This is a genomic window from Bradyrhizobium sp. Leo78, assembly GCF_059512425.1.
Map to the genome: position 1 here is coordinate 18161 of NZ_JCAMOT010000037.1, position 22120 is coordinate 40280.

General features: G+C 63.1%; 22 protein-coding genes and 2 pseudogenes. 7 read left to right on the forward strand and 17 right to left on the reverse strand.

Annotation, left to right across the window (positions count from 1 at the left end; translation table 11 throughout):
* Window positions 1–109 precede the first annotated feature (109 nt).
* From AC5ZG1_RS33545 to AC5ZG1_RS33610, 14 genes and pseudogenes are all read right to left on the reverse strand, one after another.
* Entirely contained in the window at window positions 110–409 is a 300-nt protein-coding gene (locus AC5ZG1_RS33545; protein ID WP_496135376.1) for a hypothetical protein, read from the reverse strand.
* Window positions 410–1725: 1316 nt separating this feature from the next.
* Window positions 1726–2121, reverse strand: a complete 396-nt coding sequence (locus tag AC5ZG1_RS33550) for a GFA family protein (RefSeq protein WP_496135427.1) — start codon at window positions 2119–2121, stop codon at window positions 1726–1728.
* A 251-nt stretch (window positions 2122–2372) separates the two neighbouring features.
* Window positions 2373–2522, reverse strand: a pseudogene (locus tag AC5ZG1_RS33555) (IS5/IS1182 family transposase); the annotation flags it as partial.
* A gap of 52 nt (window positions 2523–2574) precedes the next feature.
* Window positions 2575–3024 carry a transporter gene (locus AC5ZG1_RS33560; RefSeq protein ID WP_496135428.1) on the reverse strand — a complete coding sequence of 150 codons (450 nt, stop codon included), beginning with the start codon at window positions 3022–3024 and terminating at the stop codon, window positions 2575–2577.
* A pseudogene (locus AC5ZG1_RS33565) lies at window positions 2963–3337 on the reverse strand (transposase domain-containing protein); the annotation flags it as partial. The pseudogene AC5ZG1_RS33565 and the gene AC5ZG1_RS33560, both read right to left, overlap by 62 nt.
* A gap of 93 nt (window positions 3338–3430) precedes the next feature.
* On the reverse strand, window positions 3431–3778 hold the full coding sequence (tnpB, locus tag AC5ZG1_RS33570; protein WP_496135377.1) for an IS66 family insertion sequence element accessory protein TnpB: 348 nt from the start codon (window positions 3776–3778) through the stop codon (window positions 3431–3433).
* A complete protein-coding gene (gene tnpA, locus AC5ZG1_RS33575) occupies window positions 3775–4176 on the reverse strand; it encodes an IS66-like element accessory protein TnpA (RefSeq protein ID WP_496135378.1) in 402 nt (133 codons plus the stop codon). Before tnpA ends, tnpB begins: the two co-directional genes overlap by 4 nt.
* Window positions 4177–4505: 329 nt before the next feature.
* Window positions 4506–5543 (reverse strand): tagatose 1,6-diphosphate aldolase, encoded by a 1038-nt coding sequence (locus AC5ZG1_RS33580; RefSeq protein WP_496135379.1) that lies wholly within the window; start codon window positions 5541–5543, stop codon window positions 4506–4508.
* Window positions 5540–6499, reverse strand: a complete 960-nt coding sequence (locus tag AC5ZG1_RS33585; RefSeq protein ID WP_496135380.1) for a sugar kinase — start codon at window positions 6497–6499, stop codon at window positions 5540–5542. Before AC5ZG1_RS33585 ends, AC5ZG1_RS33580 begins: the two co-directional genes overlap by 4 nt.
* Window positions 6496–7569: an ABC transporter ATP-binding protein gene (locus tag AC5ZG1_RS33590; RefSeq protein WP_496135381.1), complete on the reverse strand. Its 1074-nt coding sequence runs from the start codon at window positions 7567–7569 to the stop codon at window positions 6496–6498. The genes AC5ZG1_RS33585 and AC5ZG1_RS33590 overlap by 4 nt, the downstream gene beginning before the upstream one ends.
* Window positions 7570–7575: 6 nt before the next feature.
* A complete protein-coding gene (locus AC5ZG1_RS33595) occupies window positions 7576–8580 on the reverse strand; it encodes an alcohol dehydrogenase catalytic domain-containing protein (RefSeq protein WP_496135382.1) in 1005 nt (334 codons plus the stop codon).
* Window positions 8581–8587: 7 nt separating this feature from the next.
* Complete coding sequence (locus AC5ZG1_RS33600) at window positions 8588–9415, reverse strand: carbohydrate ABC transporter permease (RefSeq protein WP_496135383.1); 828 nt, start codon at window positions 9413–9415, stop codon at window positions 8588–8590.
* A gap of 4 nt (window positions 9416–9419) precedes the next feature.
* Entirely contained in the window at window positions 9420–10307 is an 888-nt protein-coding gene (locus AC5ZG1_RS33605) for a carbohydrate ABC transporter permease (protein ID WP_496135384.1), read from the reverse strand.
* Window positions 10308–10368: 61 nt separating this feature from the next.
* A complete protein-coding gene (locus AC5ZG1_RS33610) occupies window positions 10369–11670 on the reverse strand; it encodes an ABC transporter substrate-binding protein (RefSeq protein WP_496135385.1) in 1302 nt (433 codons plus the stop codon).
* Between the two features lie 181 nt (window positions 11671–11851).
* Here AC5ZG1_RS33610 and AC5ZG1_RS33615 point away from each other — a divergent pair, with 181 nt between their 5' ends.
* The 4 genes from AC5ZG1_RS33615 to AC5ZG1_RS33630 are packed head-to-tail and all read left to right on the forward strand — an operon-like array spanning window position 11852 to window position 15829.
* A complete protein-coding gene (locus AC5ZG1_RS33615; protein ID WP_496135386.1) occupies window positions 11852–12886 on the forward strand; it encodes a LacI family DNA-binding transcriptional regulator in 1035 nt (344 codons plus the stop codon).
* 15 nt (window positions 12887–12901) lie between these two features.
* Window positions 12902–13636 (forward strand): SDR family NAD(P)-dependent oxidoreductase, encoded by a 735-nt coding sequence (locus AC5ZG1_RS33620; protein ID WP_496135387.1) that lies wholly within the window; start codon window positions 12902–12904, stop codon window positions 13634–13636.
* The gene (locus AC5ZG1_RS33625) at window positions 13633–14037 is read left to right on the forward strand and encodes a formylglycine-generating enzyme family protein (protein ID WP_496135388.1); all 405 of its coding nucleotides are present in this window, start codon (window positions 13633–13635) and stop codon (window positions 14035–14037) included. The genes AC5ZG1_RS33620 and AC5ZG1_RS33625 overlap by 4 nt, the downstream gene beginning before the upstream one ends.
* 1 nt (window position 14038) lies before the next feature.
* On the forward strand, window positions 14039–15829 hold the full coding sequence (locus AC5ZG1_RS33630) for a chloride channel protein (protein WP_496135389.1): 1791 nt from the start codon (window positions 14039–14041) through the stop codon (window positions 15827–15829).
* Window positions 15830–15839: 10 nt separating this feature from the next.
* Here AC5ZG1_RS33630 and AC5ZG1_RS33635 read toward each other — a convergent pair whose 3' ends face one another.
* The 3 genes from AC5ZG1_RS33635 to AC5ZG1_RS33645 are packed head-to-tail and all read right to left on the reverse strand — an operon-like array spanning window position 15840 to window position 19313.
* On the reverse strand, window positions 15840–16562 hold the full coding sequence (locus AC5ZG1_RS33635; RefSeq protein ID WP_496135390.1) for a GntR family transcriptional regulator: 723 nt from the start codon (window positions 16560–16562) through the stop codon (window positions 15840–15842).
* A gap of 28 nt (window positions 16563–16590) precedes the next feature.
* On the reverse strand, window positions 16591–18186 hold the full coding sequence (locus AC5ZG1_RS33640) for a GMC family oxidoreductase (RefSeq protein WP_496135391.1): 1596 nt from the start codon (window positions 18184–18186) through the stop codon (window positions 16591–16593).
* Complete coding sequence (locus tag AC5ZG1_RS33645) at window positions 18186–19313, reverse strand: mandelate racemase/muconate lactonizing enzyme family protein (RefSeq protein ID WP_496135392.1); 1128 nt, start codon at window positions 19311–19313, stop codon at window positions 18186–18188. Before AC5ZG1_RS33645 ends, AC5ZG1_RS33640 begins: the two co-directional genes overlap by 1 nt.
* 121 nt (window positions 19314–19434) lie before the next feature.
* On the opposite strand from AC5ZG1_RS33645, the gene AC5ZG1_RS33650 reads away from it, so the two are divergent.
* From AC5ZG1_RS33650 to AC5ZG1_RS33660, 3 genes are read left to right on the forward strand one after another with little or no spacing between them, the layout of a single operon-like run.
* Entirely contained in the window at window positions 19435–20190 is a 756-nt protein-coding gene (locus AC5ZG1_RS33650; RefSeq protein ID WP_456645137.1) for an ABC transporter permease, read from the forward strand.
* Window positions 20187–20996, forward strand: a complete 810-nt coding sequence (locus AC5ZG1_RS33655) for an ABC transporter ATP-binding protein (protein WP_496135393.1) — start codon at window positions 20187–20189, stop codon at window positions 20994–20996. Before AC5ZG1_RS33650 ends, AC5ZG1_RS33655 begins: the two co-directional genes overlap by 4 nt.
* A 21-nt stretch (window positions 20997–21017) precedes the next feature.
* Window positions 21018–22013 carry an ABC transporter substrate-binding protein gene (locus tag AC5ZG1_RS33660; protein ID WP_496135394.1) on the forward strand — a complete coding sequence of 332 codons (996 nt, stop codon included), beginning with the start codon at window positions 21018–21020 and terminating at the stop codon, window positions 22011–22013.
* The last annotated feature ends 107 nt before the right edge of the window (window positions 22014–22120 follow it).

Consider the following 22120-nt stretch of genomic DNA (forward strand, 5'->3'; position numbering starts at 1 on the left):
AGCTCTGCGTGCCGCGTGTTCTTCATCGCGAAATCCTTCCTCCGACCCCACGCTCCGAAGCCACGGTTTGCGCGGAGACTTGGGGGTAGCATCGCGGAACTACCCCGCATCAGCCTTTGTCGCGCAACGCGCTGTTTTGCTGTCGGTTCGAACGATCGGATACAAAGGAGAACAGTGCAGCGGCGGAGAGGAAGTGAGTCAATCCCCATTGAAATATACGGCATTTTCGAACTTCTTGGGCTAAACCACTATTTGAACCACGGTCGTATAATGGGGTTAGCCGATCGACAGAAGCCGCTTCCCCCCATGGCCCTTGATCGATAAAAATGCCATTAGGCGACTGGCGAGAGGTAAATTGCCCGGCACCACTCAGATTGAGCGCCACCAAGTCTTTTGCGGAGTCCGCCAATGCACATTCCGCAACGTGATGAGTTCGGCTGGCGAAGAGATCAGCCGCACAATGCCGTCGATTGATAGGTTCAAATCGGGGAGGCGCAACCACCGATACCGACATTCGGTTCAGGTTGCGATCTGACCGAGTGCGCCCCCTGCCTCTCGAACGCAGTGACCACCTTCTAAATTATTGATTTTACTGATAGCGACAGGCGTTTCCGTCACGCTTGGTTCACGATCGTTTCACCCAATTCGTTGCGACGTTCTTAACGAGATCGTGCCCGGTGGGGAGCGCCTGCCTCATTCGAAAAAGATATCGGTGCGCTGTGAGGTTAGCGCCCGTTGTCCGGAGCCCAGCTCGAGATCGCACGATGCGTCCACCTGCACGAAACGTGGCCGCTGCTTCACGAGGGTCAATCGCCCGTAACAGGAACGCAGCGCCGGGCCATACCGGATGGCGAAACCGAACCACGCGTAGAGCCGCGGCACGACTTTGCACGGCACCGGTGACCACATACGCCTCCTGCAAGAGAGCTGGAACGAGCGTTAGGAGCAATTGGCGTCGTACCTCCGTCCAGTTCGCGCTTGGCGCGCTCCGCATCAGTGTGAACCAGTTTCGATCACCCGTCAGCGCGACGAAACGATCGACCTCCCCCCGCGTCACCGATTGCCAGCCTCCGGGAGCAACCAAGGGCTTCCACCGCGTCCGCCACTATCGGCTCTTTGCCAACGCTAACCGCGCCGTGAACATCGCGACAACCCGCGCACTCCTCAACCTCGCAACGCCGGCCGCTACCGATCCGCAATAGCAACCCGATATCGCCATCGACACACCGCGGATACTGCCTTGCCCATGCCCGCGTTGCGGCGCCCGCATCATCGTGATCGAGGTGTTCGCGCGCGGCTGCGAGCCGAGATGGCGCCCGATGCCGAGCAGGATCGACACATCATGAGCCAGACCTCCCGTCGGCCTCGCAGCTTCCCGCTCCGATGGCGATGGCTCCATGCCGGCAGCGATCCCTCTCGATCCAATCACGGTCATCAATACGGTGAGAACCTGTTGATACACTCCGAGCATGCGCCGAGATGCCTATTGCATGCCCCCGATCTCGTCTGCGACTCTATCCGCAGATCACATCCTGCCTGCGTCGCGTCCACCATCGAGGTTGACGCCGGCATCGAATCCCCATAGCGCCCGCTGCTCAGCCGGTGCCAGACTTCCCGCGACTTCGTGTCTTGGCGCTTTTTGGACGCCGGTCAGTTAAGCGTGCGGAACCACCTTGTTGCCGGCGTCCAAAAAACCTGCACAGCAGCGGAATCAGTGAGCCGGCTTCAGCCTGGAAAGCGATCAAAAACGGGAGTCTCGTGCAAAGATGCCATCCACCCGACACGTTCGGCAACCTGCACCTGGACTTTAGGTTGAATGGCATTCGGATCGTCGAGCGACGCAATCCTGACCTGCATCATACCCATTTGATCGCGAGGCGCGTTGGTGAAGAACAAGCCCGTGCCGCACTTTGCACAAAATGAACGCTTGCCGCTCGCGGAGGACGAATAGACACTTGGTTCACCTTGGATCGATATCGCGGTCTTCTGGACCATCGCCCACGCCAAGATCGGCGCCCCTGACTGCATCCGGCAGTCGTGACAATGACAGACTGTACTGAAGACTACTTGATCAGAAAGCTCGAACTGAATCTCACCGCAATGGCATCTGCCATGAAGCATGCCCAAAACCTGCACTCCTAAAGCTGCATAGACCGTTGCACACCTGTCGAGCTTTAGGCCGGGTTTGTCAAAGATTATCTCGCGCCATTCGGAAGCCGAGAGGTGCCGCTACTTGGATGGTCCGGCCGTGCTCCAGCCGCTGCCAGCGCGAGAAGCTGGCAAGGGGCGCCCAAGACAAGGCACGCCATGTCTCAGAAACCCAACGCAGCGATGGCCGTGATCGGCATCGATACCGGCAAGAACTCGCGGCCCTGCTGACGGGCACGAACGGAGGTGCTGTCGATCATCTGGATGTTGCCATCATGCGTGGCGGTGATAGCGTCCGCCCTCCGCCATCGCACAAAGTGGTTGCAACGGGTGGTGCACGGTCCATAGCGTTCTGGCAGGTCGCGCCATGGTGCTTCGATCCCGGGCAGGTCTCTGCCCGGGAGCGGTTCCGCTTTTTTGATGGTGCTATTTCATAAATGAGGGTCGGTTAACTGGTGCAGGCTCTTGCTCCGGCGCCCATACACGGAAACTCAGGGTGCCAGCCACCGTAAAGCCGTTCGGGATCGAAGAGAGATCGACTCGTCCTCCAGAGGTGTTGCCAGAAGCTGATGTATAAACATTCTGCGCCCCCCACAGCGTGACTGATGCGGGCCCGAAATCGTAGCCGAGCAGCGCTCCGACCGCGATACGGCTGTAGCGGTTGGCGTTCAATATTTTGTCTCCGTAGAATGCGCTCGACTTGTCGTCCGACACCTGCGCCGCATAGTATCCGACCGGTCCGAAAGTCCACTTGCCGATGCGCTTCGTCGCAGTGAAGTCCGCATGCAAGACATTGCCTGACGTGTAACCAGTGAGAGCCGCAGCAGGGACAGCTTTCCGGTGCTGCGACCACGACCCGCTCGCGCGGCAGATGATCGGGGAACGGTTTGCGCGACGGGCGCTTACGCTGGAAGGACTTGACGGCCTGTGTCTGAGCCGCCGCCCTCTCAGCCGCCAGTTCGTCTTCGGTTGCGGTTGCTTCCAACTCTTCAAGCTGAAGCTCCATCTGCTCCAGCAACCTTGCCTTGCGCTCCGAGCCGCTGCCGTAAATCTGTCGACGCAACTTCTCGATCTCGAGCTTGAGGTAACTGATCAGTGCCTCGGCCGCCTTTGCGTTGGCAGCTTCCGCTTTGGCGCTCGCCGCGACTGCTTCCGCGTGAAGGCGCGCGGCGCGCTCCGCGAGGATCATCGCATGCGCGGCGGCAAGATCGGTGGGAAGCGATTCAGATGTGGTCACGTCGATGATGGAATCACATCCATCACGATCCGCAAGCTCAAAGCCTCATCCGACCGATGTCGGCCGCCACGTCTCTTGTGGGTGCCTCCAATCAATCCCGGACAGCAGATAACCGAGCTGCGCCGACGAGATCGTCACCACGCCCTCGGGCGGGCTCGGCCAGATGAAGCGACCCCGCTCCAGGCGTTTTGTGAACAGGCAGGCGCCCTGGCCATCATGCCAGATCACCTTCAGCAGGTTGCCGCGGCGACCGCGAAAGCAAAACAGGTGGCCGCCCAGCGGATCGCGATGCAAGATCTCCTGAACCTGCAACGCCAGCGACGGAAAGCCCCTCCGCATGTCGGTATAGCCGGTCGCGAGCCATACCCGCACACCGGCCGGCAACGGGATCATCGTGGCCGTCCATCAGTCAGCGCCGCCACGACTGCGGTCAGCGTCGCCGCGTCAACCGCGCCCGTGATCCGCATCCGAGCCCCGGCCGCGAACTCGATCTCGATTGCGCCGCACGTCCCGGAGGGCGCCGTCAAGGGTTGCCGGTCTGGCGCAACACAGACCGCCGCAAAACAGACCCCGTCATTCTGCTGCTGCATCGGCTCAGGCCCGCAAGCGAGGACGCCTGCGCGCGCCTGCCGCCGCCAAACCGTGAGCAGATTAGGGTGAATGTTATGTCGGCGCGCAACCTCGACGACACTGGCTGCGGGCGCCAAGCTCTCCTCGACGATCCGGAGCTTCTCGGTAGTGGTCCACCGCCGTCGCCGCTCCGGACCGGACAGAACCGTAACAGTCGTCACGTTTGCTCATTTGCTTGCAAATTAATGAGCAAACCATCTCACGCTCCAGCATAGTGCGGGAAGGCGGCCCTCGCCGGAGCCTTACCGCTGGAGCGCCGAGTTCGGTCGAGTAAGTCACTCTGTACAAGGCTCGCAAGTCCGCTTTGCACCAGAAATGCCCTCCCCGCTTTGTTGTCGTTTGCCCCTGAGCGGACGTGCCGAAATCGCGCCGATCGCGATCACAAGCCCTAAGGTCGCGTCGATATTGCGCTATCGGAAGGGCGGTGCAGCCCATGTATCTCAGGCCCGGCAATCTCGACCGAGCCCAGATACGCGGAACCGCCACCATTTCAGTAGGCGCGCGCGAAGTCACCCTCCTGCTTAATATCGGTGAACACAGGAAAGCGCGCCTTCCACGGCGTTCCTTTGGCCGTAGTCAACTTGTTGAGCCGCTCCAGCACCCCGAGACCCTCCTTGCGCAGGCTCGCCGAAACCGCCGCAGGGTCCGGGAAATTCTTCAGGACGGCATCGAGCCAGATCGTGCGGCCCGCCAAGAAGCCGCCCGCGCCCGCGGCATAGGCGAAGTCGAGGACGCGCTCGAACTTTTCGGACGCAGCGCCGCCCGACAGCAGCACCCAGGGAATGCTTCGCTCGCGGCAGATATTGCCGATCGCATCGAATTCCTTCTGCGCCGCCTTGGCTTCCGCGCTGCCGTCGCGGGCCGGCAGGCTGTCGGCCGCAAGAGGGCTCTCAAGCTTCAAGAGATCGACGCCGTATTCGGGCCTGGCAAACTCGCGCACGCTGTCGATGACGAGGCTTGGGAGCTTGCCCGGCGATTCCACGTAGTCAGCAGTGTGATTGGCGCTGCCGAGGAAAGGATAGACCAGCAACTCGAGGACATAGGGAATGTCGTGGCGGGCGCAGTCCTCGCCGATCTCGCGCACGAAGCGCTTCTGGTGCTCGTTCACCGCGGCATCGGCGTCCGGCCGGTACCAGGCAAGCACCTTGACGGCATCGCCGCCCATGGCGCGGATCTTCTCCACGCTCCAGTTCGTGATCACGCGCGACTTGCGGCCACCCGCGGTCTCCTCGACGCGGTGCTCTTCCAGCGTCATGATCAAGCCGCAGCGCGGCGGCAGCAGATCGATCGCAGCTGGCACGGCAAAGTTCGGGTCGAACAGCATCGAGCTGCAATGCGGCGCGAGGTTCTCGACGAGGAGACGCTTCGCCGCCGTGACGTCGGAATATTCGACCTGGTCGTGTGTGATGCCCTTCGCCTTCGCGATGGCGTCGAACAGTGGCGGCCGCTGATCCAGTGCGACCATGCGAAAGTGGCCATCCGCGTCAGCAAGCCGTGCCAGGCCGCGGTTCTTTCCAATGGTTCTCATAAATTCGTCCTCATGAATGCAAGACACTCGTTGATGGTAGGGATTCCGTTGCGGCCACCGGCGTGGCCGCATTTCATGGCAGCTGTGGCTGCCGAAAACCCCATGGCGGCGCGCACATCCAGGCCGACGCCGACCGCCAGCGCATAGGCGCCGTGGAAGACGTCGCCGGCGCCGGTGGTGTCGACGACATCGACGGCGTAGGCCGCCTGCCGGTGCTGCTGGCCGCTCTCGTACCAGCTCACGCCTCCCTCGCCGCGCGTGACGGCAATGACGCGGCAGCCGAACCGCGCGAGCGCGGTCAGAGATTCGTCTTCGGCCGAACCGGCAAAGGATGTGAGCGCGGGTTCGGAGAAGATCGCATGATCGGTCAGCGGCAGCACTCGCTCGAACACCTCCGCATCGGCCATGTCACCGTCGAGCACCGTCGGAATGCCGCGCGCCCGCGCTTCCCGGAACAACGTCGCGGCGCCCTCGACCCAGCGCGGATCAGCCAGCACGGAGGACGCGCGCGCAACTGCTTCGAGCGGAAGCCAGTCCGCAGCTTCCTCATAAAGGCCGCGGAAATTGACGATCTGCCGCTCGCCGGAACTATCGACAATGATTCCGGAGACGGACGAGCGCCCATCGGGAAACAGCCGGAAATTCGCAACATCGACACCCTCAGCGGCGAAGGCCGATCGCATCTCGTGGCCGGCGGCATCATTCCCTGCCCGCCCCCAGAACGCGACCGACGCACCGAGCCGCGCGACTGCGACCGAGGCATTAGCGGCCATGCCGCCGCCAAGCGTGCCATATCCGACGGCCTTGATCTTCTCACTTTGGCCGACGAAGAGCCGATCGACGCGCCAGACCTGGTCGAGCGCAGACAGGCCGAGGCAGATCACGTGCGCGGGCCTCGCCTTAGACGCCACGTCCGCCAGCGCCGACAGATCACCAATGTTCGCCAACGCACTCACCGCAGGACCTGTCCGTTGGCCGCATCGAACAAATGCATCTTGCCCGGTTGCGGACGCAGGCCGAGACGATCGCCGACCTTCGGGCGCAGCGACGGATCGACCCGCGCGATGGCGGAGACGCCGGCGAGGTCGAAATGGATCAGCGTATCCGAGCCCAGTGGTTCGACCAGTTTGACGTTGATGACGACGCCATCGGCCGTGTCGGTCGCCGCGACGAAATGCTCGGGACGGACGCCGAGGATCGCACTGCCGGCCCGCTGCAGGCGGCTTGCGGTCTCGCCGTCCAGCGGCACCGCCGTTGCGCCTTGCAAAAGGATTGCCCGCTCCTCACGCCATTCGACAGGGAAGAAGTTCATGGCGGGCGAGCCGATGAAGCCGGCGACGAACTGGTTGGCCGGCCGCTCGTATACCGTCTCCGGCGTGTCGTATTGCTGGATCGTACCGCTCTGGAGCACCACGATCCGGTCGGCCATCGTCATGGCCTCGATCTGGTCATGGGTCACGAAGACCATGGTGGTCTTGAGCTCCTGCGACAGCGCCTTGATCTCGGCGCGCACCTGCCCGCGCAGTTTTGCGTCGAGGTTGGACAGCGGCTCGTCGAACAGGAACGCCTTGGGATTGCGCACGATCGCACGGCCCATGGCGACGCGCTGGCGCTGCCCGCCGGAGAGCTCCTTCGGCTTGCGGTCGAGATAGGGTTCGATGTGCAGGAGCGCGGCGGCGCGCTTCACGCGCGCGTCGATCTCCGCCTTCGGCGTTCCCCGCAGCTCCAATGCAAACGACATATTGTCGTAGACCCGCATGTGCGGATAGAGCGCGTAGTCCTGGAACACCATCGCGATGTCGCGCTGTGCGGCTTGCACGCCGTTGACGCGCTTGTCGCCGATATAAAGGTCACCGGACGTGATCGGCTCGAGACCCGCGATGATTCGCAGCAGTGTCGACTTGCCGCATCCGGACGGCCCCACGAAGACGACGAATTCGTGGTCTGCGATCTCCAGATCGAGATCGGGGATCACGGTGAAATTGCCGTAGCGCTTGACGAGGTTGCGGATCGAGATCGAGGCCATGATCGCTTAATCCAGCGCCAGTACCGGCTTGATCAGCTCGCCCCTCGCAAAGCGCGCGAAATTCTCGGGCAGGGCCGACAGGCCGAACTCGCCGTCGACGAGGACGCGGTATTCGTCCTTGTACTTGCGCAGCAGCTCGATGTTCGGCTCGAAATCCGAGACCGGGAAGTAGAAGGTCCGGATCATGTAGAAGTCCTTGCGGCGGAACACCTTGCCCTCTTCGATGGTCCAGGGCGCGGCGTTCTCGCCGACCAGCACCAGAGCGCCACGCGGCAGGACAAGCTCGATGCCGAGGTTGCGCGCCGCATGCGCGCCGGAGCATTCCATGATGAGAGCGAAGCGCTTCGAGGTGTCCCCGACCGGATGCGCCTTCGCGCCAAACGATTGTGCGATCTTCAGACGCGCCGCGTTCGGATCGGCCACGTGGATGTCGTTATAGCCGAGCGCGCGCAGCGCCAGCACGACACCGAGGCCGACCGGCCCTGCGCCCATCACGAGGACCGGGCCGGCCTCACTCGCCGGCACCACGTGGCTGACGAAGCGCACGGCATGGCCGGACGTGCCGATGGTGTCGAGCAGCAATGGCCCGAGGCTGTCCTCGACGTCATCGGGCACCGGCAGCAGGCAGTTTTCCGGCACCGGCACGTATTCGGCATAGCCGCCCGGTCGGTTCCAGCCAATCAGGCTCGAAACCTCCAGGCACATCTGGGTATCGCCGCGCTGGCAGGCCGCGCAGTGGTCGCAATGGAGGGGAATATAGACGGCGCAGCGACGACCATGCAGGCGGTGGCCGGGCTGCTCGACGACGCCGAAGATCTCATGACCGGCGGTGAACTCGGCGCCGTTGTGCCAGAGCTTAAAGTCTGAGCCGCACAGCGCGGTGCGCGAGACGCGCACCAGCACCTCACCAGTGCCGACATCGGGCATTGCCACGCGCTCGATGGTGATGCGGTCGCCACCATGGAAGACCGCAGCGTGCATGATTGAATTCGGTCGGGGTGATACGTTCATCAGATACCTAGCCTTTCACCGCCCCGAGCGTCAGCCCGGACACCAGCCAACGCTGAACCAGGGCCGCCAGCACCAGCGGCGGCAATGCGATCAGCGTCGCCGCGGCCATGAGAGCGCCCCATTGCGTTGAGCCTTCGCCGATGAAGTTGAAGGCCGCCGCGATCAGCGTCTTGGTGTCGCCGTTGGAGAGCACAAGCGCAAACAGGAAGTAGTTCCACGAAAAGACGAAGGCGAGGATCGCTGACACCGCGACGCCGGACGCCACCAGCGGCAAGGCGATGCGCCAGAGAATGCGCGTGACGCTGCATCCGTCCACCTGCGCGGCCTCGAAGACGCTGCGTGGGATGCCGTCGAAGGACGGCAGCAGCACCCAGATCACGATCGGCAGCGTGATGACCGCGTGGCTCAGTATCAGCGCCGTGTAGGAACCGATCATGCCGACCTGCCGGAACATGACGTACCAGGGCAGCAGGAACAGCGTGCCGGGCGCCATCCGCGCCGCGAGCGTCAGGATCGCCGGCCACGAAATCCGCGTCCAGGAGACGGCGAAAGCGGCAGGAATTCCGAACAGCAGCCCGAGCGCGGTCGAGCCGACGGTGACAATGAGGCTGTTCAGCGCATAGCTGAGGAACGGCGTGGTCTTCGTCAGCTCGACGTAGTTGTCGAGCGTCGGCGTGAATATCAGCGTCGGCGGATAGGCCGTGACCTCAAAGGACGGCTTGAACGAGGACAGCACCATCCAGACCGTCGGCGCCATGATGAGCACGCCGGCCAGCACGAGCTGCAGGGTGTTGAGCCAACGGATCCAGCGGTCGGTAGTGGCTGCGTCGGTCATGAGGTCACCAGGCAACTGCGCCGCGCAGGCGGTTGAAGGCGAGCACGGCACCGAACACGATCGCCGTCAGCGTCAGCATCAGGGCACTGGCATACCCGATGTTGAAGAACTCAAAGCCGACCCGGAACCCGTAGATGTTGAGTGTGTTCGAGGCGTTGCCCGGGCCACCCTGGGTGGTGATGTAGATGATGTCGAAGAAGCGCAGGAGGTCGACACTGCGCAGGATGGCTGCGGTGACGATCGTCGGCAGGAGCAGCGGCAGGGTGATGCGCTGGAAGGTCTTGAACGGGGAAGCACCGTCGATCTGCGCCGCTTCGTAGACGCTCGGTGGCAGGGATTGCAGACCGCCCAGCACGATCAAGGCGACATAGGGTGTCCACTGCCAGCTGTCGATCAGCGCCACCGTCGGGATGACCCATGTCGGTGAGGCCAGCCAGTCCGACGGCGGCAGGCCGAACAATTGCAGGATATAATTGGCCGCGCCCAGCGATGGATCGAGGATCACGAGCCACATCATGCCCGCCACCACCGGCGGCATCATGAAGGGGGAGATAAATAACGAGCGCACGATTCCCGGCAGGCGCCTGGCGTGAAACAGCGCCAGCGCGAGCCAGACGCCAAAGACGAGCTGGAGCACAAGCGACAGCACATAAAGCGCAATCGTGACCCAAAGCCCGTGCCAGAACTCGTGATCGGAGATCAGCTTCGAATAGTTGGCGAGGCCGGCAAAGGACTGCTTGCCGGTCGAGGAGAAATTCAGGAAACTGAGCCAGATCGTGTAGACGACCGGAAACGCGATCATCGCGACGGTGAAGATCACGGCTGGCGCCGAGAGCGCCGACACCTCCAGCCTCTGCCGATCCTGCGTCAATGTCGCAGCCGTATCCGACATGCGTCCGTATCCTTGATCGAGCGAGATGCCGACCGACGCGAAGCCGGCCGGCATTGGACCGTTACTTCTGCGCGATCAGCGCATCGAGCGCCTTGTCTGCGTCGGCACAGGCCTGATCGACGCTCTTCTGCTTCAGGATCAGATCCTGAACCGCCTGACCGATGAACTCGCGCGATTGTGGATTGGCAATGATAGGGTAGCCGACTTCCGATGAACCTTTGGTGGCGAGCACGTCGAGTGCGTCCTGCCATTCCTTGCGCACCGGCTCCTCGTCGATCCACTTCCGATACTCGGGATCCTTGGCAACCGACGGCCGCGGCGGGGCAATGCCCTGGAGCGCCATCTTCTTCTGCACCTCGGGGCTGGTCGCCCACTGCACGAAGTACCAGGCCGCTTCCGGCTGCTTGCTGCGCGAGGACACCGCCATGCCCCAGCCGATCGTGGTCGGCACCTGGCCGGCATCGCCTGCCGGGAACGGCAACAGGCCGGTATCCTTCAGGCGTGCGCCGCCCTCCATCACAGTGCGCAATTCGTTCGAGGATTCGAACGCCATTGCGGCGCGGCCGCTGCGATAGAGCGCCGAAATCTGCTGGAAGCTGTAGTTGACCACGCCGGGCGGACCGAAATCGCGCAGCAGCCGGCTATAGGTGTCGAGCGCTTCCTTGCCCTTGGCCGAGCAGAGGTTCGACTTGCCACCTGCGATGTAGCTGCCGCCGACGTTGTGCAGCATGTTGCTGAAGGTGTAGGCGACCGCGGGCTTGAGGCCACGCGAGACAAAGGGCGTGACAGCGCTGTCGCAGGTCTTGATCTTCTCGGCGGCGGCTTCGACGTCCTTGATGGTCTTCGGCGCCTCGATGCCGCACTTCTTGAAGATGTCGGTGCGGTAATAGAAGATCGGACCTTCGATGTTCATCGGCATGCTGGTCAGCTTGCCGCCGAAGGTCGCGGCCTTGAGCAGGGCCTGGCTTAGCCCGGCCAGGTCGTATTCCTTGGCCACTTCGTTCTTGGCCATCGCAGTGAGATCGCCGTACCAGCCGGCCGCGGCGAACTGCTCGCCTTCGCGCGAAGGCAGCGTCATGAACACGTCGACCTCGTCGCTGTTCGCATTCATGACGGTGACCAGACGCTGGCGCATCTGCTGTTCCTGATAGCCGTCGACCTTCAGGGTCATGCCGGTCAGCTTCTCGAAATCGGCCTTGTAGGTCAGCAGTGCCTGCGCGACCGGATTGTTATTGGCGAGAAAGGTGACGGTCTTGCCCTTGAACTTCATCCAGTCGAAATCGGCCGCACAAGCCTGCGCGCTGACGGCGACAATCGCGAGAACGGGCAACGCGACGTGCGTCGCGAGCATCCTGGCCTTCATCGAATTCTCCTCCCGGCTGGCCGCCTTAAGCTGGCAGACCATTTGAGCACGACTTGAAAACGGTTACAATCTAGAGCTCACATCCGTTGTGTCAAGCGATGGACAAGCTGCACAATCTACGGCAGATTTACGGCGGTACCGCTACCGCGCGGTTTGCTCTGTGGGATGTAACGTTACATTCATGAGACTGACCCACGCCAAGTCTGTGAAACAGGGCATCCGCGCCGTGGCGGCCCGCGCCGGTGTTTCGACGGCCTCGGTCTCTCGCGCGCTCAACAATCCCGATAGGGTGAGCCCTTCCTTGCGTGCGCGCATCGAACAGGCGATCGACGCGCTCGGCTACATCCCGCACGCGCCGGCGCGCATCCTGTCGTCACGCCGCTCGCGCACCCTTGGCGCGATCGTGCCGACAATCGACAACACGATGTTTGCGCGCGGCATCGCCTCGCTCCAGCAGTATCTCTCCACGGTCGGATACATGCTGTTTCTCACCACGAGCGGCTACGATCTCGACGTCGAATTGCAGCAGGCGCGCAATTTGATCAGCCGCGGCGTCGATGGTCTTGTGCTGCGCGGCGATTGCCATCACGAGGGATTGCGCAAGCTGCTCGCGGACAATGCGGTGCCTTTCATCAATGTCGGCATCTACCAGCCTGATAGACCCTACCCTTGCGTCGGAACCAACAACGAAGCGGCCGCCCATCGCGCCGCCGCGCACGTCATCGAACTCGGCCACCGCCGCATCGGGATCGTCTCAGCGCTCCAGCGCAACAACGACCGCGCCAGCGCTCGCGTCGCCGGCTTTCGCCGCGCGCTCACCGAGAACGGCCTGGAGCTTCGCCCGCAATGGCATGTCGAGGTGCCCTATACGCTGGACGACGCGCGCGAAGCAGCCCGCTATCTCCTCAACCTGAAGGATCGTCCCACCGCCGTAGTCTGCGGCAACGATGTCATCGCGTACGGCGTGTTGCTCGAGGCGGAGCGCGACGGATTTTCCGTGCCGCGCGACCTGTCGGTGGTCGGCTTCGACGATCTCGACTGGAGCCGCCATTTGCGGCCGAGCCTGACCACGATCCACGTTCCAACCGGAGAAACCTGGCAGCGCGCCGGGGAATATCTGGTGCGCAGCCTCGCCGGTGAGCAGACCATCATGCATCGCGAGATCGACTTCTCGCTGGTGGTCCGCGAATCGACCGCTCCCCCTCTCAAATCCTGAAGTGAGACCGTACCGATGCGCTCAAATTTTTCTCTTGCGCCCGACTTCCATGCCGTGGTGATCGGCGGCGCCGGCGACATTGGCGCCGCAATCAGCAACCAGTTTTGCGACCTCGGCGCGACGGTGACCGCAACAGCGGCCAACGCGGTCGATCTGGCGCGCACCCTGCTGAAATCGCGCGCCGGACTCACACTCGCGACGCTCGACGTCACGAACGACGACGCTGTCGCCTCCTTTGCCCGACAGCAAAAGCGCGTGGATGCGCTGATCAACTGCGCCGGAATTCTCGCCCGCGACAAGGAGTACGAGATCAAGACCTTCATGAAGGTGCTTGACGTCAATCTCACGGGCACTTTTCGAACCTGCATGGCGTTCCACCCACTTCTCGCCGAGAGAAAGGGCTCGATCGTCAATATTGCCTCAATGAACGCGACATTGGCGCTGCCGCGAATCCCGGCCTATTGCGCCAGCAAGGGCGGCGTCGTGATGCTGACCAAGGCGCTCGCCTTGGCATGGGCCGAGCAAGGCATCCGGGTCAATGCGGTTGCCCCCGGCTATATCGAAACGGCGATCAACGCAGCTGGCCGCACCGATCGCGCGCATTATCAGCGCATCGCCGATCGCACCGCGTTCAAGCGCTGGGGTCAGCCGGAGGACATTGCGGGGGCGGTCGCGTTCCTCTGCATGCCGGCATCACAATACGCTACCGGCGCCGTGGTCGCGGTGGATGGCGGGTTTCTTGCCGGATGAGCCAGGAGAGCAAAGCAATCCGTGGCTTAACGGCACTTCGATTTGACGGGGACCGGCAGCGTCCCGTCAGCTTGGACGCGCTGAAATCCCATAGTAACACGATGGACGATGGCCATTTCGCCACCGCGCCCGTTCATGCTTTCGCGCCGAACGGATACGGCCTGCATAATGTCGCCGGAAATGTTTGGAAATGGTGCGAGGCCCCCCTCACACCGTCACGGGACCCCTTGAATCGCGAGCCTGCCCCGAACCGCTCGACGCGCGGCGGATCCTTCCTCTGCCACGAGTCCTACTGCAATCGCTACCGCGTAGCGGCACGAGGCTCCAACACGCCCGATAGCTCGTCGAGCAACATGGGCTTCCGTGTCGTGCGCACCGAGCCGCTGCGGGATCCGGCATAGGATGGCGTTGGCGCAAAATGCCGCGAAGCCGGCGCCTGCTCCCGGCATCAGTCTGCTGCCGCAGTTCTTGCGCAATTTCGTGCGCAGTCGCGAGACTGGTCTCGTCCTGGTCGCCATTGTCGTCGGGTTGCTGAGCGGTGTCCTCGTCGCCGCGATCTCGGGCCTCAGCCAGATTTCGCACTCGCTGCTGTTCGACATTCCCATCGACGCGCATCTCAGCGCCACGGGCGTGATTTCCTGGCAGCGCACGCTGCTGATCCCGACACTCGGCGGTCTAATCCTGGCGCTGATCGGGCTATACTTTTCGCGGCGCGTGAAGGGACAGCAACTCGCTGACGCCATCGAAGCCAACGCGCTCTATGGCGGCCGGGTTTCCTTTCGCGGCAGCCTGCTGATCTCGATCCAGACTCTGCTGTCCAACGGGTTCGGTGGATCGGTCGGACTGGAAGCGGGATACACCCAGATCTGCTCGATGTTTGGCTCGCATGTCGGCCAGCGCCTCGCCGCCCGCCGCAACGACATGCGGCTATTGGTAGCCTGCGGCGCGGCGGGGGCAATCAGCGCAGCGTTTTCGGCCCCGCTAGCTGGCGCCTTCTATGCCTTCGAGGTCGTGCTGGGGGCCTACACTTCCGCCGGTCTCGTGCCCGTCATCGCTAGCGCCGTCACGGCGTGGCTGGTGGCGCGGCAGTTGACGCATCAGTCCTTTCTGATGGTGCCCGGATTCCCAACGCCCGCGTCCGTCGAGATGATCGGGCAGACCGTGCTGATCGGCATCATCTGCGCGTTCGTCGGTATCCTCGTCATGCTCGCGGTCGCATTTTCCGAGCGTTGCTTCCAGCGGGTCACTCTTTTCAGCGGCTTCATGCGGCCGATCCTCGGAGGCCTGCTCCTCGGCGGCCTCGCGCTGTTGACGCCGACCGTGCTCGGCGCCGGCCATGGCGCGATGCAGATCCTGCTGGTCAGCAATCCGAGCTGGCTCCTGCTCACGACCACCATCGTGCTCAAGATACTGGCATCGGCCATCTCGCTGGGCTCCGGCTTTCGCGGCGGCCTGTTCTTCGCCTCGCTGCTGCTCGGCGCGCTGATCGGTCAGCTCTACAGCATCGTGCTGACCGGCCCCCTCCCCACGTTCGCGCTTCAGCCTGGCACCGCCGCCATCGCGGCTCTCGCGGCGCTCGGGACCGGCGTGCTCGGCGCACCGTTCAGCATGATCTGTCTCGCACTCGAGATTACCGGCGATTTCTCCGTGACAGTCGGGGCTGTGGTTGCATCATCGGTCTGCGCGCTGATCGTCCGCGAGTTGTTCGGCTACAGCTTTGCGACATGGCGCTTCCATCTGCGCGGCGAGGTGATCCGCGGTCCGCAGGACGTCGGCTGGGTCCGTCAGATGAGCGCGGCCTCCCTGATGCGCACCGACTTCGAGAATGCACTGACCACGATGCCGATCGGCGAGGCGCAAAGGCTGTTTTCGCCGGCGCAGGTCCGACAGGTCGTGCTGCGCGATCCGAATGGCCGCTATGCCGGCATCGTCGCGGCGGCGACGCTGCATTCCGTCTCCAATCGGGATGACGAGCCGCTCGGGTCGCTCGCTCAGCAGCAGGATGAGTGCCTGCTGCCTACCACGTCGGTTCGCGATATCCTGAAGGCGTTTGAACGGAGCGAAGCCGACGTGCTCGCGGTCGTTGACCGCGCCGACCATCGCGCCGCAATCGGCACCCTGAGCGAATCCCATGTGCTGCGCACCTACGGGGAAGAGCTCGAACGGCGGAACCAGGAGCTGTTTTCGCGATGAACCTTGCGCGCTATGGTCTTAGATCTATGTCGATCCGAACAAAATCGCCGCGATAGGTCACTTCGCCGAGATAGATCACGGTGCGGTCCTCGGTCGTGAAGACACGGCGGACTTCGGCAACCGGAGAGTTGAGAGGAACGCGCAGCAGCCGCGCCGCCTCGATGTCTGCGGTTCCAATCGTCAACGTCTGACGGGCGCTGGCGATCGCGGGATCTCTGAGATCGTTGAGGATCGGGATCACGGTCTCTTTGCGAAAGCGCTTTGGAGACCTGCGGAAGATTTTCTCATCGAGATAGATGGAGATGACGCAGTAAGGCTGTTTCTGGCGCGAGTGCAGACGGCGCATGAAGACATATTTCTCGGCCGGCTTGCCGTCTCCGGGAAGCAGCGGCGCATCGCTCCGGCTTTCCGAGATGTTGATGATCTCCGGCGAAGTGTCGCGGTACATGTCCGCGAGATCGGACAGGGTGGTCTCGACCTTGAGCCAGCGGTCCTGTCGCACAGTCCCGGTGACGAAGGTACCGCGGCCCTGCTGCGCCTCGATGACACCATCGCGGGCGAGCAGCTCGACTGCTTGCCTGATGGTGACGCGCGAGACGCCGAACTCGGCCGCCAGTTCCTCGTTGGCCGGCAGGCGAAAACCTTGGGTCCAGACTCCGCGCGCGATCCGCTGGCGAAAAATATCGGCAATCTGCGCGTATTTGGGGACGTGACTGTCGGAACTCAATTCCACCTCGCCCTCCAAGAATCAAGCGTCCCAATCAGAACATGACAAGGGCCGCACCCCGTTCGCCAATCATCAGGCTGGTCGCATTGGTGTTGGCCGAGGTGATCTGCGGCATCACCGAGGCGTCGATCACGCGCAGCCGCTCGACGCCGCGCACACGCAGCTGCGGATCGAGCACTGCGCGCTCGTCCCTGCCCATACGGCAGGTCCCGACGCAGTGAAACACCGTGCCTCCGGTGTTGCGCGCGAAATCCCACAGCCCGGCATCATCGCTTGCGGCTTTACCCGGAACCATTTCGACGTCCCAGAGTGGGCGAAACGCCTTTTGCTGATAGATCTCGCGCAAGATCTTCAGGCCCGCAACGATGGTCTTGCGGTCGATCTCTTCGGCAAAATAGTTGGGCGCGATCCGCGGCTGCTCGAATGGATCGGCCGAGCGGATCGCAAGCTGTCCGCGCGATCGGCCGTGGCATTGCCAGACCGAGGCCGTGAAGCCGGAATATCGGTGGAGGGGTTCGCCGGGCTTATCGACAGAAAGCGGCATCACGTTGAACTGCACGTCCGGACGGCCGCCAACCGCATATTCGGTGCAGGCCGCTCCGCCCACCTGCCCCGCCCCCACCGTCAAAGGCCCCCGCCCCGCCAGCATCCATTGCAACCCCATCTTCGCGAGCTCGACGGGATGTCGGACCTGGTCATTGAGCGAGATCCGCTCCTTCAGGCGCACGATCAGCCGGGCTTGGTAATGGTCCTGCAGATTGGAGCCGACTTCGGGCGAGTCGGCAACGACAGGAATGCCGTGCTTGCGGAGCAGGTCGGCCGGACCGACACCGGAGAGCTGGAGGATTTGCGGCGATTGCAGCGCGCCGCTGGACAGGATGACCTCGCGATCAGCTGTCGCGTTGTGGACCTGCCCTTTGCTGATCCACTCGACGCCGGTCGCGACGCGGCCGCTGAAAGTAATCTTGCTCACCTGTGCATGCGTGATGATGGTGAGGTTGCGACGGTCGGCAATGGGTCGAAGAAAGGCGGATGCCGAGCTGGTCCGCCAATGCCGCCCGATGCCAAGCTGATAGGTGCCGACGCCAAGCGTCGTCGCGCCGTTGAAGTCGGGATTGAGCGGCAGGCCGAACTGCACGCCCGCCTCTACCCAGGCCCTCGATGCCGCGTTGTCGTTCCGGAGATCGGAAACCTCGAACTCACCGAGGCCGCCGTGAAACTGGCTCTCGCCGCCGCGGTACCGCTCATAGCGCCGGAAATAGGGCAGCACGTCGCGATAGCTCCAGCCGTCAGCGCCGAGACGTTCCCAGTCGTCAAAATCCTCGTGCTGGCCGCGGATGAAGATCAGGCCGTTGATCGACGATGACCCGCCCAGCACCTGGCCGCGCGGCCAGACGATGGCGCGGCCGCCGCTCCCTTCCGACGGCTCAGTCTTGAACAGGCGCGAGAAGCGCTCGTTGTAGATAGTCCGGTAGTACCCGACCGGTAGCTTGAGCCAGAAATTCCGATCCGAACCACCGGCTTCGAGCAGCAGCACGCGGCAGGCAGGATCGGCCGACAACCTGTTTGCGATCACGCAACCGGCCGAACCCGCGCCGACGATGATGTAGTCGTAGCCGAGCCCCGACATCAGGCGCTCCGGTATTGTTCGATTGAGGCAAGATCGGGCTCGATGCCGAGACCCGCCTCGTCGCCGAGCTCGATCATTCCATCGCTGACGTCAAGCACGCAGCCGCAGAATTGGTCGCGCAGCGGGTTCTCGTTGCTGTCGACCTCCAGCAGTCCCTCGCCGCCGACGCCGGCCAGAAGATGCGCCGACGCCAAGAGGCCGATGCCAGCGCCGAGATAATGCGGACAGAACATCTTACCTGAGGTCAGGATGTCGCGGGCGATGCCTGCGCAAGCCGAAAGCCCGCCCCACTTGGCGATGTCGGGCTGTACGACACCGAGAACCGGCTCGCTCAGCACCTCGGCAAAGCCAGCGTGGCTCGCGATGTTCTCACCGGCCGCGAGCGGAAAGCGGATCGTCTTGTGAAGCTGCTTCCATTCCTGGCGCGGGCGGTCCGCGCGGATGGGCTCCTCGAGCCAGGCAAGGCCGAACGGCGCGAGCTGCGGCGCAAGCTCGAGCGCCTGCGCGATGGTCCAACCCTGGTTGACGTCGGCTGCGAGCATGCCGTCGCCGACGAGGCGCCGCAGCGCGGCGAGATTGGCTCGGTCACCTGCCGGATCGAAGCCGATCTTCAGCTTCAAGGCGTGGTAGCCGCGGCCGAGGGCTGCTTCCGCCGTTCGTTCCGATCCGACTGGATTGATGCCGCTGGCATAGACCTTGATTCGGTTCCGCGATCCGCCGAGCAGTTTCCACAACGCAACGTTCTGGCGGCGCGCATGGAGATCCCAGACGGCGAGATCGATGCCGGCGATCGATTGCGCGAATGGGCCCGCTTCGCCGGATTGCAACGCGAGCACCGAAGTTCCTCGCGTCAATCGCTCGAATGCGGCAGCAGGTTCGCTTGTCCTGAATCCGATAAGCGCCGGTGCCAATACCTCGTTGACCAGCCGAACGCGATGCTCGGCGCCCGGCGCGGGAAAATTGCACCAGACCTCGCCCCAGCCCACGTGACCATCCGCGTCCTCGACCCGAACGAACACGGCCGGCCGGTCCACCATCCGCCCGAACGAGGTGATGACTGGTGTCGTCAGCGGATAGCGGAAGCCAAAGGCCTGGACGCTCCGGATAGTGAAAGGCGGCGATGTCATGCGCGGAAAAGCCTTCGGCGCCTACGACGAAAGCGCCCCTTGTATGGTCCTCCTATTTATAATATGACTTGCCAAACATCAAATGCAATCCGGGTGGACGCGTCGAATGGACGGAGCTGGCGTGAGACGCTTTGGTCTCGGGTTGATACCGTGGATCGGTGCGATCCTGCTCTGGTATGCCGTTCGCTGGAGCGGCTTCGTCAACGCATCGCTGATCCCCGCCCCGCACCAGGTCGCCGCGAAGTTCGTCGAGCTTCTCACCAAGGAAGGCCTTCTGATCGACATCTTCGCCTCGACTAGGCGCGTCTTTTTCGGCGTCTCGCTCGGGATCCTCGTCGCGGTGCCCGTCGGCTTCCTGCTCGGATGGTATCGCCCGGCCCGCACCTTCGCCGACCCCATGATCAACTTCTTCCGTGCGCTGCCGCCGATCGCGTTGATCCCGCTCGTGATCGTCTATTTCGGCGTGGACGAGCTCGCAAAGCTCGTCATCCTGTTCTACGCTTCATTCTTCTCCGGCGTGATCGTGATGTACGAGGGTGTCTCGCAGATCACGCCGCTCTACATCCGCGTCGCGCAGACGCTCGGCGCCAATCAGGCCGAGATTTTTCGCAAGGTCATCATTCCCCTCACCGTTCCGCACATCCTCACCGCGCTGCGCGTCGCGTTGGGAGTCGCTTGGGCAACGCTGGTGGCATCCGAGCTGATCGCGGCCCAACGCGGGCTCGGCGCCATGATACAGAATGGCTCGACCTACTTCCTGCTCGACGTCATCTATGTCGGCATTATCTGCATCGGCCTGATCGCGCTGATCATGGACATGATCCTGCGCAAGATCACGGCCCGATTGCTGGTCTGGCAGGATCGGGCCATCGCATGACCACGCGTGCACAGTTCAACAAGGTTTCGCTTGCCTTCGAGACCCCGAAGGGACGCCTCAACGTCGTCGAGGATGTCAGCTACGACGTCAACGATGGCGATTTCATCGCGGTTATCGGCCCCTCAGGCTGCGGCAAGACCACGATGATGAGCATGCTCGCCGGCTTCCAGAAGCCGACGACGGGAAGCGTGCTGTTCGATGGACGTCCGGTGGCAAGACCCGGTCCCGAGCGCGGCGTCATCTTCCAGGAATATGGCGTGTTCCCGTGGCTGACGGTGAAGCAGAACATCGGCTTCGGCCTGACGCTCCGGGCCAATCACGTTCCGGCCGGCGAACGTGAGGCGATCTGCGATCATTATCTCGGCCTGATGGGGCTGTCGGACTTCGCCAACTCCTATCCAAAGCATTTGTCCGGCGGCATGCGTCAGCGGCTCGCGATCGCGCGCGCTTACGCCGTCAAGCCGCAGTTCCTGCTGATGGACGAGCCGTTCGGTGCGCTCGACGCCCAGACCCGCTCCAACATGCAGAATCTGCTGCTCAAGGTGCTCCAGACCGAAGGCAAGACGGTCATGCTGATCACCCACTCCGTGGAGGAGGCGATCTACCTCGCCTCCCGCATCGTGGTGGTGACCGCGCGGCCAGCGCGGATCAGGCAGATCATCGACGTGCCGTTCGCCTATCCGCGCGATGAATCGATCCAGGAGCGGCCCGAATTCGGCGAGCTGCGCAGCTACATCAGGCAGCTCGTGATGGACGAGTATCGCGCCCAGCAGGCGCAGATGCGCCCGGTCTCATTCTCGGAATAAGAACGCAGCGGAGGACGACCTATGGATCGGCGACAATTTCTGACCACGACGGCCGGGCTTGTCGTGGGAAGCTTCACGGCCGCAGCGCCGGCGATCGCGCAGGCCAAGACCAAGGTCCGTGTCGGCTATCTCCACACCGTTGCTGTCGACGGGCAGATCTGGACCGGCATGGACCGCGGCTCCTTTGAAAAGCAGGGGCTGGATCTCGAGCTGCGGCAGTTCAACACCGGCCTCGAAATCTTCCAGGCGCTGATCGGCGGCAGCCTCGATGTCCTGGCGACAGGCGCCGTCGTCTCGAACTTCCCGGCCCGCGGCCAGGGCAAGGTCTTCCTGATCAACGACATCGAGGTCGCGACCGCGCAGCTCTGGGTGCGCGGCGACCAGGGCATCAAGTCGTTCGAGGACCTGAAGGGCAAGCGCATCGCGACCGCGACCGGCACCACTGCCCATGTGTTCCTGGATCGCGCCTTGCGCGCCAACAAGATCGACCCCAAGGAGGTCGAGCTCGTCAACCAGACCATGCCGGCGGCCGTGACCGCATTCGTCTCCGGCGCGGTGCCTGCCGTCGCGCTCTGGGTGCCATTCAACGTGACGGTTCGCGACAAGATGCCGGGCGCGGTCAAGCTCGCCGATGCTTCCGCCTATTATCCGCAAGCCGCGATCATCGGCGGCTGGGCCGCGGCCAATGACTATTACGAACCCAACAAGGAAACGCTGGCGAAGCTGATCCGTGGCTGGTCCGATGCCAATGACTACATCATCGCGAACAGCACCGAAGCGATGGAAAAGCTGCAGAAGGGCCATTACAGCCAGACGCCGATGGCCGATATTAACGAGTCGTTCAAGGCGCAGAAGATGTTCTCATCGCGGGACTGGAAGCGGATGTATTCCGACGGCACGGTCACCAACTGGCTGCAGCAATCGACCGACTTCTTCATGGCCAATGCCGGCATCAAGGACTTTACGCCGGCAAGCAAATATTTCGATCCAAGCCTCTATTTGAAAACGATTGCGTGAACGGACTGGGAGACTGAGTACGTGTGTCAGCGCCGGAAGCCAGTGGTCCGGCCGCGCTCCGCATTTCCCGGCTCGGTTCAAGATCCATTGCCATACCCGGCGCGCGT